Consider the following 15,234-nt stretch of genomic DNA (forward strand, 5'->3'; position numbering starts at 1 on the left):
ACCTGTTCTCTGGCACCCTAATTCGAGGTCAGGGTTATAGCAGCGCCCGCCTCAGGCTCAAGCCGGGGACGCAGGCCCAGCAAAGGGGCAACCCGCCCGATCAGCTCAGCCGCAACCGGGACAGCCGTCCAGCCTGCGGTGCGGCGCTTTTCGCCATAAGCCACGATTGACGGTTCATCCAGCGTGACGATCAGCACGTATTTTGGATCATAGGCCGGAAAGATTGTGGCAAAAGTCGCAATCACCTTGTCATCGTAATACCCGCCGCGCGGCTTGGGTTTATCCGCTGTTCCGGTCTTGCCCGCAACGTCATAGCCTTTGACATCGCCAAAGCTGGCGGTGCCGTCGGTCACCACCTTGCGCAGCATCTTCTGCGCCTGCGACGCGGCGCTGTCGGAAAGCACGCGCGGGCCGTATTGCGGGCCGTTTTTCTTCAGGATCGTCGGGCTGACATAATGCCCGCCATTGGCAATTGCCGCATACCCCGCCGCAAGATGCATCGGGCTGGTCGACAGGCCATGGCCATAGGAAATGGTCACCGTGCTCAACTCACCCCATTTCTTGGGCTTGAGCGGCGCGCCCCCGGCGGCCTCGACAATCTCGAACGGTGTGGGTTCAAACATGCCCAGAGTCTGCAGAAACTCCTGCTGGCGTTTGGAACCAATCTGCAAGGCCAAGCGCCCGGTTCCCCGGTTCGAGCTATGGACGATCACATCCGCAACGCTGATCTTGCCATAATTTTTGCCGTTGAACTCACCAATCGGGAAGCGACCGATTTTCATCGGCCCCGAGGTGTCGATAATGGTCTCGGAGTTCACCAACCCAAGCTGCACGGCCTGCGCGGCGGTGAAGATCTTGAAGACCGAGCCCAGTTCGTACACGCCCTGCACATAGCGGTTGAACAGCGGGCTGTCCGACGGATCAAAGCCCGAGGTCGGCGGGCGCGGGCGGTCATTGGGGTCGAAGGACGGCAGCGACGCGGCCGAGACCACCTCACCCGTATGCGCATTCATCAGAACGGCCGAAGCCCCCTTGGCGTTCATGATCTTCATGCCGCCATACAGCACCTGCTCGACCGCGGCCTGAATGGTCAGGTCCAGCGACAGTTGCAACGGCTTGTTGCCGTTGGCCGGATCGCGCAGATAATCGTCGAATTTCTTCTCGACACCAGCAACGCCGATCACTTCTGCAGCACTCACGCCCTCGCGACCAAAGCCCGAGCCACCCAGAATATGCGCGGCCAGTTTACCGTTCGGGTACAGCCGCATTTCACGCGGACCAAACAGGATGCCCGGATCGCCAATGTCATGGACAGCCTGCTTCTGCTCGGGCGAGATGCGCTTCTTGATCCACAGAAATTTGCGTTCGCCGGTGAAATCCTTGACCAGACGTTCTTTGTCCAGATCGGGGAAGATCGCCACCAACTGATCCGCCGCCGCAATCGGATCGATCATCAGGGGTGGTTGGGCGTAGACCGAATAGGTGTCCAGATTGGTCGCAAGAATCCGACCCTCACGATCCACAATATTGGCACGCTGCATGGCAATCGCCGCCCCCGGCGCGCTGGCCAGCGGTTCCTGCGCCTCGGAGGTCGCCAACATGCCCATCCGGAAGCCAACAACCGAGAAGGCGCAGAAAAAGAACAGGCCCAGCACCAGCAGGCGACCCTCGGCGCGGGCGCGGGCGCGGTCTTTCATCTGTTCATGACGCTGACGGATGTTCTCGCGTTCAATGACTTTCGGGTTCTCGCCGCGTGCGCGCGCATCCAGAACACGGGCCAGGGGGCGGAGCGGTGTGCGTGTCATGGAATCTGCACCTCGCCCAATGCCTGCAAGTCAGTAATCGCCTGCAATTCAATCGGATCCACGATGGGCAGATCAGGGTCTTCGGCATATGCGATCTGATCGGCACGCCCAAACTGCTCGGCCCGCAGGGGCAGCAGACCCAGACGTTCGAAATTTAGATCCGCCAGTTCGCGCAACCGGTCAGGACGGTTCAGATAGGCCCATTCGGCGTTCAGAACCGCCAGACGCACCTGCGCCATGCCGATCTCACGCTGCAATTTCTGCGTTTCTTTCAGCACCTGCTGGGTGCGGTAATTTTCCTGATACGCCCAAAGCGCCAATCCGAACACGGACAGAGCGGTCAACACATACAAAACACTCTTCATCTTGCCCTTCCCCCCAATTGCGGCATCCCAATCGCGCGGGCGTCAATTTCCCCCGCCGGAGCCTCGGTTCGCACCGCAACACGCAGCTTGGCCGACCGCGCGCGCGGATTTTCCTGCAATTCCTGATCATCCGGCCCCACGGCCTTTCGGGTTTTCAAAGTGAATTGCGGCAATTCCTGTTCCATTTCGGGCGCATAGCGGTTTGCCCGACCGGTTTTGCCCGCGCGGGACTGAAAGAACCGTTTGACCATGCGGTCTTCGATGGAATGGAAGGTGACAACAGCCAGTTGCCCGCCCGGCTTCAACGCCCGTTCCGCGGCCATGAGGCCCTGAAACAGTTCTTCATATTCCGCGTTCACCGCGATCCGCAGCCCCTGAAAGCTGCGCGTTGCAGGATGGGATTGCCCCGGCTTCGGGCGCGGCAGGCAGGATTCTATGATCTCTGTCAGACGCAGGGTTGTGGTGATGGGTTCCTCGTCCCGCGCTTTGACAATCGCCTTGGCAATCCGACGGCTGGCGCGTTCTTCACCGTAATGAAACAGAATATCGGCCAGTTGCGCCTCGGTCGCCTCATTCACCAGATCGGCGGCGCTTTCGCCCTCCTGGCTCATGCGCATGTCCAGCGGCCCGTCCTTCATGAAGGAAAACCCACGCTCGGCCTGATCCAACTGCATGGACGACACCCCGAGGTCCAGCACAACGCCATCCAGACCTTCGGCATATTCGTCCATCCGGGAAAACACGCCGGGTTGCATCACCAGCCGGTCACCATATTCGGCTGCCCAACCCGCCGCCATCTCAAACGCCAGCGGATCGCGGTCCACCCCGATGACCTTGTCAGCCCCGGCCTCCAACAAGCCACGCGTATACCCGCCCGCGCCGAAGGTTCCGTCCAACCACACGCCTGAAACCGGCGCCACCGCGCCCAGCAACGGGCGCAACAGAACAGGGATATGAGGTTTGTCGGAAGGGGTCTCAGCGCCGGGCATGCCGTCACGCGTCCCCGATGCCATCGAGATAGACCATCGGGTCGAAATCGTCGGGCAGATCGTCCATCCACTCTTCGGCCTTGGCCAGTTCCTCGACCTCATAGGTCTCGGGCTTCCAGATCTGGAAGGTGTCACCGGCGGCGATAAAAAACGCCTCATTCTCAAGGTCGATCTTGTTGCGCAGCTTTGCAGGCAGCACCAGCCGCCCGGTTTCGTCCACATTGGTCGGGAAGGATTGACCGTGGAACATGCGCTGCAACATCTTGCGCTCCATCGAACCACGCGGCAGCGCATCGATCTTGGCATCAACCTCGTCAATCGCCTGCATCGTATAACATTCAAGGTATTTGCGGCGGTGATCGCCATAGACAATCACAAGCTCAGGATTGTCACCGGGCTGCCAGTTGGGATCGGACGCTTCAAGCACACGGCGAAACGAGGCCGGGATCGAGACCCTGCCCTTCGTGTCCACCTTATGGTGGCTTTCACCTCTAAACCTGCGCGCCAAGACGACTGTCCCTTTCGCTTGCGCCCCACCTCAAATTCACGCTCCCCCCGGATGAAAAACGGCGGGTTGATCTGCTGCCACTGATCAACCCGCCGCATTGACCCGCTTTGCGGGATGTCCAGCTGCACGCGCCACCTGGGGGGATGTCTGCTCGCCCGCGCGCCGGATCTCTTGATTGATGAAAGCGAGATGCCTGTATGAAACCTGGTTATTATTGGTTGGGGTCGTTTTGTGCCCCTGCTGCCTCGTCCTCATCGGATGAATAAGGGATGACATGGGAAATCATGGAAATCAACTGGAAAATTTGGTCACTGCGTTCGTCAAGCTGCGATGCGACCATCATATCACTATGATTCACAGGCGTATATACACTGCATATAGACAAGCCGGGCATCCATGTACCCATATGTTCCAATTTCTATAAGCGGAAGAGACTTCCCACGATTTCCCAACTTTTTTCAGAATTACCCCGGCTTTCCGGAAATATCGCCCAAAAACCGTGACACCAATCCCGAATCAATGACCTCAAAATCCACGGCAGTCTTGCTTGGACCATCAATCCACAGAACATCCCATGAATTCCCAAGTGGGGGCCGTCACAGTCCCAAACAGGCGGGCGCTGCTGAAATCTTGGGCTTTTCAACGCACAAATTTTCCAAGTTAGCGCTCAAACATATGGCGAATGCTTGCGGTAACTTTTTTCCGCTTCGCAAACCACAAGCAAAGGCGTGTCCAAAACCCATATTTATAAGGGGAATCTACAGGTGCCCGCTCAACATTCTGATATCTATGCATTTGCTGCATAGCAGCATTGACGTTGCCCGGTATTGTGCAATCGCAGCATTTGCCTATTTTCAGTCTCAAGCAAGCGCCGGACAATACCGGCACAGACACACGAGACCGAGTAAAGCACATGGCTGTTGCAGCAAATTCCACCGCACTGAAGGGCGCACACACAAGCGGGCTAAGCGCGCTGATCGAAGCCGCCAAAACCCGCTTTGCCCGTCACCGCATGTACCGCCAGACGGTCAACGAACTGTCCGGCCTGTCCAACCGCGAGCTGGCCGATCTGGGTCTGCACCGCTCGATGATCCGCCGCGTAGCGATGCAGGCGGCTGACGACTATACCGCGCGCTAAGCGCACCGAAACACCCGAGATCAGACCCTTCCTCCTCCCTTTAGGGTCTGTAATCAGCGGCAGCGTCTCTCCTCCTCCCTGACGCTGCCGCACCTTATTCCGGCCCTGAACGCCGGAAACTGATACATCGGGGCTCTCCTCCTCCCTGCCCTGATGTTGAAAGCGCGCGGCGACGTCCTTCTCCTCCCTGACGTCGCCGCGTCGTACTCATACCGGGCTCAAACCCGGGCGCTGATACATCAGGGCTCTCCTCCTCCCTGCTCTGATGTTGCAAAGAGCGGCGGTTCCCCCTCCTCCTCCCTGGGAACCGCCGCTTTTCTTTTTCGCACGGCAAAAAGGGGCGCGAACGCCCCTGCTTCTTCTGTTCAAAAATACCTCGGAGCGCGAGGCAGAGCCTCGCAAAAGATCAAAACGGCACGTCGTCCTTGGCAGACAGGAACCGGGAAACAACCTTCTTCGTCCCGGCCTTGTCAAACTCGACCTCGACCTTGTCGCCTTCGATGCCAACCACACCGCCATAGCCGAATTTCTGGTGAAAGACCCTTTCACCCAGAGTGAAACTGGCCACAGCCGTGGCATCGATCACCGTATTCCGGCTCTCGCGCGGTTGCGACATACCATACTGGCCCTGCCGCGCCTGCATCCGCTTCCAGCCCGGCGAGTTATAAACATTCGCCTCCGCCGCGCGGGTTTCGATGCCTGCCGTGGTTTGACCACCGCCATACAGCCCCGGAGGCGTCAGCACCTCCACATGATCCTCGGGCAATTCGTCGATGAACCGCGACGGCATCGAGTTCTGCCACTGCCCGAACACCCGCCGATTGGCCGCAAAAGAAATCATACAAACCTCTTCCGCACGAGTGATGCCCACGTATGCCAAGCGACGTTCTTCTTCGAGGCCTTTGATCCCCGATTCGTCCATCGACCGTTGCGAGGGGAACAGACCATCCTCCCACCCCGGCAGGAACACCGCGGGAAACTCCAGCCCCTTGGCCGCGTGCAGCGTCATGATGGAAACCTTGGCCCCATCCGAGTCCTGCTCATTATCCATGACCAGGCTGACATGTTCCAAAAACCCTTGCAGGTTCTCGAAATTGTCCAGTTGGTTGACCAGTTCCTTGAGGTTTTCCAGCCGTCCCGGCGCTTCGGGTGTTTTGTCGTTCTGCCAGTGACCGGTATAGCCGGATTCGTCCAAAACAATCTGAGCCAGTTCGATGTGCGTATGCTCGGGCGCGCCATAGCGGATCGGCGACACGCCATCGTCGATAACCGAGTCATCATCGACCTCAATCCGAGGGCCCCGCGTCATCGCATTCCAGCGCGCCAGACCATCGATCAGTTCACGCAGCGCCTTGCCGCCTTTGCCCTTGATCAGGCCGTTATCGACCGCGATCCGCGCACCATCGACCAGAGACACCCCGTTCTCGCGAGCGACAACCTGAATCGTCTGCTGCGCCTTGTCGCCAAGGCCCCGTTTGGGCGTGTTCACGATCCGCTCAAACGCCAAATCGTCCTCGGGGCTGACCACCAGCCGGAAATAGGCCATGGCATCGCGAATCTCCATCCGTTCATAGAACCGAGGGCCGCCGATCACCTTGTAGGGCAGACCAATGGTCAAAAACCGATCCTCAAACGCCCGCATCTGATGCGAGGCGCGGACCAGAATAGCAATCTCATCGAGGTTCATTGGACGCACGCCGCGCGTGCCGCCCTGCATCGCGTCAATTTCCTCGCCGATCCAGCGCGCCTCTTCCTCGCCATCCCAATGGCCGATCAAGCGAACCTTTTCGCCCTCTTCTTCGGCTGTCCATAACTCTTTGCCCAGACGGCCTTCGTTGCCCCGAATGACATTCGACGCAGCAGCCAGAATATGCGGGGTCGAGCGGTAGTTCTGCTCCAACCGCACCACATAAGCGCCCGGAAAATCCTTCTCGAACCGCAGGATATTGCCCACCTCGGCCCCGCGCCAGCCATAGATCGACTGGTCGTCGTCACCCACGCAGCAGATATTCTTGTGCCCCCCGGCCAGCAAACGCAGCCAGAGGTACTGGGCGACGTTGGTGTCCTGATACTCGTCCACAAGGATGTAGCGGAACCAGCGTTGGTATTGTTCCAGAACGTCCGGGTGAGTCTGGAAGATCGTGACCATGTGCAACAGCAGGTCGCCAAAATCCACCGCATTCAATTCGCGCAAGCGGGTCTGGTATTGCGCGTACAGCTCGATGCCCTTGTTGTTATAGGCTCCTGCATCCGCCGTGGGCACCTTGTCTGGCGTCAGGGCGCGGTTTTTCCAATCATCGATAATTCCGGCCAGCATCCGCGCAGGCCAGCGTTTGTCGTCGATATTGGCGGCCTGCACCAACTGCTTGAGCAGGCGCAGTTGGTCGTCGCTGTCCAGAATGGTGAAGTTCGATTTCAGATCGACCAGTTCGGCATGCCGCCGCAGTAGCTTGACGCAGATGGCGTGGAAAGTGCCCAACCAGGGCATGCCCTCGGCTGGTTGCCCAAGAAGTCGCCCCACACGCTCTTTCATCTCGCGTGCGGCTTTGTTGGTGAAAGTTACTGCCAGAATCTCATTTGGACGCGCTTTCCCGGTGGTCAGCAAATGCGCAATCCGGGTCGTTAGGGCCTTGGTTTTCCCGGTCCCCGCGCCTGCCAGCATCAGGACGGGCCCGTCCAACCGCTCAACCGCTTCGCGCTGGGCCGGGTTCAGGTCATCCAGATACGGCGCTGGCCGCGCGGCCATGGCTCGTTGCGACAGCGATGCGCCCTCGAAGGCGTCCATTTCGTCAAAACTGCTCATGGCTTCAAACTACGCCGGATGCGTGCCAAGGGAAAGAGTTTGTTCACGGCTTGTTCACACGCGCTTTCAACTTTCTTAACACACACTGAACAGGCGGCGTAACGCGCGCTTCGAACGGCTCATTTGGATCGGCCAAGGCGCGTCGAAGGACCTGCAACGCCCAAACCCTTGCCGAATCGCCGTGCAGGTCGGATCAATCCGCATGGATTTGCACAGCATGTATCCCGGCATCCCGGATCTGAAACGCCGCGCCCGGCGCAGGTTGCCGCATTTTGTCTGGGAATATGTGGACAGTGGCACCGGAACGGAATCCACTCTGCACCGCAACCGGCAGGCGCTGGACGATGTGCGACTTTACCCTTCGATCCTGCATGGAGAGTTAACGTTCGACACACAGGTCGAGCTTTTGGGGCAGACCTGCGCCTTGCCTTTTGGAATCGCTCCGATCGGGATGTGCGGCCTGATCTGGCCGAATGCCGAAGCACTGCTGGCGCGCGCAGCCGCGCAGGCTGGCCTGCCGTTCACCCTGTCAACCGTTGCCAGCCAATCGCCCGAGGATATGGCGCCGCATCTGGGCCGGAACGCGTGGTTTCAACTCTACCCGCCCAAAGACCCCGAGATTCGCAGCGATGTGCTGGCCCGCGCACGTGCCGCCGGGTTCAAGACTCTGGTTCTGACCGCCGATGTGCCGGTTGCGTCGCGGCGCGAGCGTCAGACACGCTCGGGCCTGACGCAGCCGCCGCGTCTGACGCCGCGATTGCTGGCTCAGGTTGCGATGCGCCCGGCCTGGGCCATGGGCATGTGGCGGCACGGAACGCCCAGGATGCGGACCCTGGACAAGTATATCGATGGCCAGCAGACCCTGCCCCCAACCGCCCATATCGGGTATCTGCTGCGTACCTCGCCAGACATGGATTATGTCAAATGGCTGCGCGATCATTGGGACGGGCCGTTTATCGTGAAGGGCGTATTACGACCCGAAGATGCGGAACGGCTTGAGAAAACAGGTGTGGATGCGCTTTGGGTCTCGAACCACGGCGGACGCCAGTTTGACGCTGCACCGGCCAGCATCGACGTGCTGCCCGAGATTCGCGCCGCCTGCAGCCTGCCGCTGATTTTCGACAGCGGCGTCGAGGGTGGTTTGGACATTCTGCGCGCCATGGCCAAAGGTGCGGATTTTGTCATGCTGGGGCGGGCGTTTCTGTATGGGCTTGCGGCCCTTGGCGCGCAGGGTCCGACCCATGTGATCGACATTCTGCGGCAGGATTTGCTGGCCAATATGGGACAAATGGGCATCGCTTCGCCGGATCAGGTGCCGCAAGGTCAACTCTGCGATTGATGCTGCGCCGCAGCAACGCTAAAGAGAAACCGCCATAAGGCGGCGTTTGCGAGCGATAACATGCCGGTTCTACCCAGAACGACTGATATACGTACGCGTATTGTCCGCCTATTAAACGGCCACACCTAAATGACCGGGACCTAAAATGACCGACTTCAACAAGATCCTGATCGCCAACCGCGGCGAAATCGCTATCCGCGTCATGCGCGCAGCCAATGAGATGGGCAAACGCACCGTCGCCGTCTTTGCCGAAGAAGACAAGCTGGGCCTGCACCGTTTCAAGGCGGATGAGGCATATCGCATTGGCGAAGGCATGGGACCGGTCGCGGCCTATTTGTCGATTGACGAGATCATCCGGGTGGCCAAGGAATGCGGCGCGGATGCGATCCATCCGGGCTATGGCCTGCTGTCCGAAAATCCCAACTTTGTGGATGCCTGTGTTCAGAACGGCATCACCTTCATCGGACCAAAGGCCGAGACCATGCGCGCCCTGGGCGACAAGGCCAGCGCGCGGCGCGTGGCGATTGAGGCAGGTGTTCCGGTGATCCCCGCGACCGAGGTTCTGGGCGATGACATGGATGCGATCCGGGCTGAGGCCAAAGAGATCGGCTATCCGCTGATGCTGAAGGCCAGCTGGGGCGGCGGCGGGCGCGGCATGCGTCCCATCAACTCCGAGGATGAGCTGGAAGAAAAGGTGCTGGAAGGTCGGCGTGAGGCCGAGGCCGCATTCGGCAATGGCGAGGGCTATCTAGAAAAGATGATCACCCGCGCGCGTCACGTTGAGGTGCAGATCCTTGGCGACAAGCATGGGGAGATTTATCACCTGTACGAACGCGACTGCTCGGTCCAGCGTCGGAATCAGAAAGTCGTCGAACGCGCCCCTGCCCCGTATCTGTCCGAAGAACAACGCGCGGAAATCTGTGAACTCGGCCGCAAGATCTGTGCCCATGTGAACTATGAATGCGCAGGCACCGTCGAATTCCTGATGGATATGGAAACCGGCAAGTTCTACTTCATCGAGGTGAACCCCCGCGTGCAGGTGGAACACACCGTCACCGAGGAAGTCACCGGTATCGACATCGTGCAGGCCCAGATTCTGATCGCCGAGGGGAAACCGCTGGCCGAGGCCACCGGTGCCGCCAGCCAGGCCGATGTGCGCCTGAATGGCCACGCGTTGCAGACGCGGATCACCACCGAGGACCCGCAGAACAACTTCATTCCCGATTATGGCCGCATCACCGCCTATCGCTCGGCCACTGGCATGGGCATCCGACTGGATGGCGGCACCGCTTATGCGGGCGGGGTGATTACCCGGTATTACGACTCGCTGCTGACCAAGGTGACGGCCAAGGCCCCGACGCCCGACGCGGCAATTGCCCGTATGGACCGCGCCCTGCGCGAATTCCGCATTCGCGGCGTCAGCACCAATATCGACTTTGTCATCAACCTGCTGAAGCACCCGACATTCCTGTCGAATGAATACACCACCAAGTTCATCGACACGACGCCGGACCTGTTCCAGTTCAAGCGCCGCCGCGATCGGGGCACCAAGGTTCTGACCTATATCGCGGATATCACCGTGAACGGGCATCCCGAAACCAAGGACCGCCCGGAACCGCGCGCCGATCTGAAGGAGGCCAAGGCCCCCGCCGCCAAGGCCGAGCCGCAGATGGGCACCCGCAACCTGCTGGAGCAGAAAGGCCCGCAGGCCGTTGCCGACTGGATGAAGGCGCAGCGGCAGTTGCTGATCACCGACACCACCATGCGGGACGGGCACCAGTCGCTGCTGGCGACCCGGATGCGCTCGATCGACATGATCAAGGTGGCCCCGACCTATGCGGCCAACCTGCCGCAACTGTTCAGCGTCGAATGCTGGGGCGGTGCGACCTTCGATGTGGCCTACCGCTTTTTGCAGGAATGCCCGTGGCAGCGCTTGCGCGATCTGCGCGAGGCGATGCCGAACCTGATGACCCAGATGCTGCTGCGCGGCGCAAACGGGGTTGGCTATACCAACTACCCCGACAACGTCGTGCAGGAATTTGTGCGTCAGGCATCGAAAAACATCGACGTGTTCCGCGTGTTCGACTCGCTGAACTGGGTCGAGAATATGCGCGTTGCGATGGATGCGGTTGTCGAGAGCGGCAAGATCTGTGAAGGCACCGTTTGTTATACCGGAGATATTCTGGACCCGGACCGCGCCAAGTATGACCTGAAATACTATGTCGGCATGGCCAAGGAACTGCGCGACGCGGGTGCCCATGTGCTGGGCCTGAAAGATATGGCGGGCCTGCTGAAACCGGCCTCGGCCAAGATCCTGATCCGCGCGCTGAAGGAAGAGGTCGGCTTGCCGATCCACTTCCACACGCACGACACCGCCGGTATCGCCAGCGCCACCATTCTGGCCGCGTCCGAGGCGGGAGTAGACGCGGTGGATTGCGCGATGGACAGCTTCAGCGGCAACACCTCGCAGGCAACGCTGGGCACCGTGGTCGAAGCCCTGCGCCATACCGAGCGGGACACCGGGCTGGACATCAAGGCCATCCGCGAGATCAGCGACTATTTCGAAGCAGTCCGGGGTCAGTACGCGGCGTTTGAATCCAGCCTGCAGGCCCCGGCCTCCGAGGTTTACCTGCACGAGATGCCAGGCGGCCAGTTCACCAACCTCAAGGCGCAGGCCCGCAGCCTCGGGCTGGAGGAACGCTGGCACGAGGTCGCGCAGACCTATGCCGACGTGAACCAGATGTTTGGTGATATCGTCAAGGTGACGCCTTCGTCCAAGGTGGTCGGTGACATGGCGCTGATGATGGTCAGCCAGAACATGACCCGGGAACAGGTCGAAGATCCGTCGACCGATGTGGCCTTCCCCGACTCGGTCGTGGACATGATGCGCGGCAATCTGGGCCAGCCTCCGGGCGGGTTCCCCGAGTCGATCATCAAAAAGGTGCTGAAGGACGAAACGCCCAACACCGAGCGCCCCGGCAAGGGGGTCGAAGCGGTCGATCTGGAAGCCACCCGTGCTGATCTGTCCAAACAATTGGAAGGCATGGAGGTCGATGACGAAGACCTGAACGGATACCTGATGTATCCCAAGGTCTTTCTGGACTACATGGGCCGCCACCGGGTTTACGGCCCGGTCCGCACCCTGCCCACGCGCACCTTCTTCTACGGCATGGAGCCGGGCGAAGAGATCACTGCGGAAATCGACCCCGGCAAGACGCTGGAAATCCGTTGTCAGGCCATTGGCGACACCGATGAAAAGGGCGAGGTCAAAGTGTTCTTTGAACTCAACGGCCAGCCCCGCGTGATCCGGGTACCGAACCGCATGGTGACCTCGACCACGCAGGCGCGGCCCAAGGCCGAGGCCGGCAATGCCAACCATGTCGGCGCGCCGATGCCCGGTGTGGTGGCCACGGTCGCCGTCACGGCGGGGCAAGAGGTCAAGGAAGGCGACATGCTGCTGACCATCGAGGCGATGAAGATGGAAACTGGCATCCACGCCGAACGCGACGCAGTTGTCAAAGCGGTCCATGTTCAGCCCGGCGGTCAGATTGACGCCAAGGACTTGTTGGTTGAGCTTGAGTGACTGACATTCAGGTAGTCGACGAAAAAAGGCGCGCCACCGGCGCGCCTTTGTTTTTGCTCGGTACAACCGGCGCGGGTCGGTTTTCCGGCCTTAACCCCATTACCTCAGGGCTTAACTGCCCCCACAACTGCCGCCAATCGTCAGGTCACCTCGGGTCCAACAGGACGATCGTGGCAGTTTCCGCACGCATTCGACCGACATGCCACATCTACACAAAACTGTGACTGGCTGAACTGAACCGATCTGTTTAGTCCCCGTGCCTGTAAAGCCGCCCGGACGACCCGGCGGTTGCATAACGGCCCGAGGAGAAACAGGACCAATGCTATCGATCACCCCACTTTATGCGGCCCCCATCGCCATTCTGTATGTTGTTCTCAGCCTTCTCGTTGTCCGGTATCGCCGCTCGGGCCTGGTCTCGTTCGGGGATGGCGGGAAGGAAGAAGTGCTCAAGGCGATGCGCACGCAGGAGAACTGCCTGGAATACGCCCCCTTCACCCTGCTGCTGCTGGCAATGATCGAAATTCAGGGGGCCGAAGGCTGGCTGGTCCACGCATTTGGCGCCGCCCTTCTGGTCGGACGCCTGATGCACGCCTATGGTTTCGGCCGCACGCCTCAGATTCAGCCGCTGCGGATGTACGGGATGATCCTGACTTATATCGCCCTGTTGGGTACGGCCATCACCAGCTTCGTTCTGGCCATCTGACGGACCCCGGCGGCGCAAAAGAAAATTTCGATTGCGCCGCATTTTCCACTTGCAGCCCCGCGTGGGAATTTATACATCCCTCCTCACTCAACGGCGCGGGCGTAGCTCAGGGGTAGAGCATAACCTTGCCAAGGTTAGGGTCGGGCGTTCGAATCGCCTCGCCCGCTCCATTGAGAGGTCTTCGGACCGACACATATGTATCTGATGCGGGCGTAGCTCAGGGGTAGAGCATAACCTTGCCAAGGTTAGGGTCGGGCGTTCGAATCGCCTCGCCCGCTCCAGATACCAAAACCTTCAGAAAGCCTTGAATGTCATCGTGGTCAGTGACCGTTCGATGTTTGGGATGACCAGCAGGTTTTCATTGATGAAATGGCCCACGTCCTCGGTTTCCGGGATATAGAGCTTCAGCAGCAGGTCATATTCGCCGCTTGTCGAATAGAGTTCGGAATGGATTTCGCGCAGCGCGATTTCCTCGGCCACACTGTAGGTGGTGCCGGGTTTGCAGCGAATCTGGATGAAAACGCAAGTGGACATGGCGTCGGTCCTTCAATTGACTTGCGGGCAGGCTGGCACGAGGCCGGGCCGGGTGCAATCCCCTGCAACAGTTTGCGGCGAATGCCACACATGGTCTGGATCAACCCGCCCCACCCCGTCTATAAGCTCCCTCGAAGCAAAAGGAATTCGCCCATGCGCAGCGCATCGATCAGCCGCAAGACCGCTGAGACCGAGATTTCGGTTCAGGTCAATCTGGACGGCACCGGCCAGTATGACAATCAGACCGGCGTTGGCTTTTTCGACCACATGCTGGACCAGCTTGCGCGCCATTCGCTGATCGACATGACGATCCGGGCCAAAGGCGATTATCACATCGATGATCACCACACGGTCGAGGATACCGGCATCGCGCTAGGACAGGCGCTGACACAGGCCCTTGGCGACAAGAAGGGCATCCGTCGCTATGGCGAGTGTCATTTGCCGATGGATGACGCGCAGGTGCGTTGCGCGCTGGACCTGTCGGGGCGTCCGTTCCTGATCTGGAATGTCGATCTGCCAACGCCCAAGATAGGCAATTTCGACACCGAACTGGTGCGCGAGTTCTTTCAGGCGCTGGCCACTCATGGCGGTATCACGCTGCATATAGATCAGCTGCACGGTTTCAACAGCCACCACATCGCCGAGGCGGCGTTCAAGGCTGTCGCGCGCGCATTGCGGCTGGCGGTTGAGACCGACCCGCGCAAGGCGGATGCGATTCCATCCACCAAAGGCGCTTTGTAGGCGGTCGTAAGGGGCGCTGCCCCTCTTGGCCTGCGGCCAATTCACCCCGCCGTATTTGGAACAAGAAGAAGAACAGGTCCGTATCATGCTGACTGCGATCATTGATTATGAGTCGGGCAATCTGCACTCGGCCGAGAAGGCGTTTCAGCGCATGGCGCGTGAGGTGGACGCGGGTGAGGTTGTCGTGACATCGGACGCGGATGTCGTGGCGCGTGCGGATCGCCTGGTGTTGCCAGGCGATGGAGCGTTCCCGGCCTGCGCTGCCGAGTTGCGCGGGCACAAGGGCATCTATGACGCGATGGTCGAGGCGGTCGAACAAAAGGGCCGCCCGTTTCTGGGCATCTGCGTGGGAATGCAATTGATGGCCTCGAAGGGGCACGAATACACAGAAACCGACGGGCTGGGCTGGGTTGGCGGCGATGTTGTTCGAATCGAGCCGTCAGATCGCGCATTGAAAGTGCCGCATATGGGCTGGAACGATCTGGTTCTGGAAAGCGACCACCCGGTGTTCGATGGGGTGCGTTCAGGCGATCATGCCTATTTCGTTCACTCCTACCACTTCCGGGTCAGCAATCCGGCGCAGCGGCTGGCCTATGTGGGCTATGGGCAAGAGGTCACGGCCGTGATTGGCCGCGACACAATGGTTGGGATGCAGTTCCATCCTGAGAAAAGTCAGGATGTGGGCCTGCGCATGATCGGGAATTTCCTGACCTGGGCCCCCTGAGC

General features: G+C 59.9%; 12 protein-coding genes and 2 tRNA genes. 8 read left to right on the plus strand and 6 right to left on the minus strand.

What is annotated here, in order from left to right:
• Positions 1-17 precede the first annotated feature (17 nt).
• Genes ACR0LW_RS17695 through mraZ form a run of 4 tightly spaced genes read right to left on the minus strand, consistent with a single transcriptional unit; the run spans position 18 to position 3,631 of the window.
• Entirely contained in the window at positions 18-1,805 is a 1,788-nt protein-coding gene (locus tag ACR0LW_RS17695) for a peptidoglycan D,D-transpeptidase FtsI family protein (RefSeq protein WP_480707806.1), read from the minus strand.
• Positions 1,802-2,170 (minus strand): cell division protein FtsL, encoded by a 369-nt coding sequence (gene ftsL, locus ACR0LW_RS17700; protein ID WP_170633591.1) that lies wholly within the window; start codon positions 2,168-2,170, stop codon positions 1,802-1,804. The genes ACR0LW_RS17695 and ftsL overlap by 4 nt, the downstream gene beginning before the upstream one ends.
• Positions 2,167-3,159, minus strand: coding sequence for a 16S rRNA (cytosine(1402)-N(4))-methyltransferase RsmH (rsmH, locus tag ACR0LW_RS17705; protein WP_480883744.1), 993 nt, complete (start codon positions 3,157-3,159; stop codon positions 2,167-2,169). The genes ftsL and rsmH overlap by 4 nt, the downstream gene beginning before the upstream one ends.
• Positions 3,160-3,163: 4 nt before the next feature.
• Positions 3,164-3,631, minus strand: coding sequence for a division/cell wall cluster transcriptional repressor MraZ (gene mraZ / locus ACR0LW_RS17710; protein ID WP_480883648.1), 468 nt, complete (start codon positions 3,629-3,631; stop codon positions 3,164-3,166).
• Between the two features lie 949 nt (positions 3,632-4,580).
• Between mraZ and ACR0LW_RS17715 the strand changes: the two genes are divergently transcribed.
• Positions 4,581-4,805 (plus strand): DUF1127 domain-containing protein, encoded by a 225-nt coding sequence (locus tag ACR0LW_RS17715; protein WP_170622359.1) that lies wholly within the window; start codon positions 4,581-4,583, stop codon positions 4,803-4,805.
• 406 nt (positions 4,806-5,211) lie between these two features.
• Here the strand turns inward: ACR0LW_RS17715 and ACR0LW_RS17720 are convergent, their stop codons facing one another.
• On the minus strand, positions 5,212-7,608 hold the full coding sequence (locus ACR0LW_RS17720) for an ATP-dependent helicase (protein WP_480883650.1): 2,397 nt from the start codon (positions 7,606-7,608) through the stop codon (positions 5,212-5,214).
• Positions 7,609-7,810: 202 nt separating this feature from the next.
• On the opposite strand from ACR0LW_RS17720, the gene ACR0LW_RS17725 reads away from it, so the two are divergent.
• From ACR0LW_RS17725 to ACR0LW_RS17745, 5 genes are all read left to right on the plus strand, one after another.
• Entirely contained in the window at positions 7,811-8,947 is a 1,137-nt protein-coding gene (locus tag ACR0LW_RS17725) for an alpha-hydroxy acid oxidase (RefSeq protein ID WP_480883652.1), read from the plus strand.
• 145 nt (positions 8,948-9,092) lie between these two features.
• Positions 9,093-12,530: a pyruvate carboxylase gene (locus ACR0LW_RS17730; protein WP_480883654.1), complete on the plus strand. Its 3,438-nt coding sequence runs from the start codon at positions 9,093-9,095 to the stop codon at positions 12,528-12,530.
• Between the two features lie 319 nt (positions 12,531-12,849).
• A complete protein-coding gene (locus ACR0LW_RS17735; protein ID WP_480625703.1) occupies positions 12,850-13,233 on the plus strand; it encodes an MAPEG family protein in 384 nt (127 codons plus the stop codon).
• Between the two features lie 95 nt (positions 13,234-13,328).
• Positions 13,329-13,403: transfer RNA gene (locus ACR0LW_RS17740), tRNA-Gly, on the plus strand.
• Between the two features lie 36 nt (positions 13,404-13,439).
• Positions 13,440-13,514 (plus strand) — tRNA-Gly (locus ACR0LW_RS17745).
• 13 nt (positions 13,515-13,527) lie between these two features.
• Here the strand turns inward: ACR0LW_RS17745 and ACR0LW_RS17750 are convergent.
• The gene (locus ACR0LW_RS17750) at positions 13,528-13,767 is read right to left on the minus strand and encodes an Lrp/AsnC ligand binding domain-containing protein (RefSeq protein WP_170452129.1); all 240 of its coding nucleotides are present in this window, start codon (positions 13,765-13,767) and stop codon (positions 13,528-13,530) included.
• A gap of 153 nt (positions 13,768-13,920) precedes the next feature.
• On the opposite strand from ACR0LW_RS17750, the gene hisB reads away from it, so the two are divergent.
• The gene (gene hisB / locus ACR0LW_RS17755; protein ID WP_480883656.1) at positions 13,921-14,508 is read left to right on the plus strand and encodes an imidazoleglycerol-phosphate dehydratase HisB; all 588 of its coding nucleotides are present in this window, start codon (positions 13,921-13,923) and stop codon (positions 14,506-14,508) included.
• Between the two features lie 85 nt (positions 14,509-14,593).
• A complete protein-coding gene (gene hisH / locus ACR0LW_RS17760; RefSeq protein ID WP_480582316.1) occupies positions 14,594-15,232 on the plus strand; it encodes an imidazole glycerol phosphate synthase subunit HisH in 639 nt (212 codons plus the stop codon).
• Positions 15,233-15,234 lie beyond the last annotated feature (2 nt).

This window comes from Ruegeria sp. N4 (assembly GCF_056531425.1).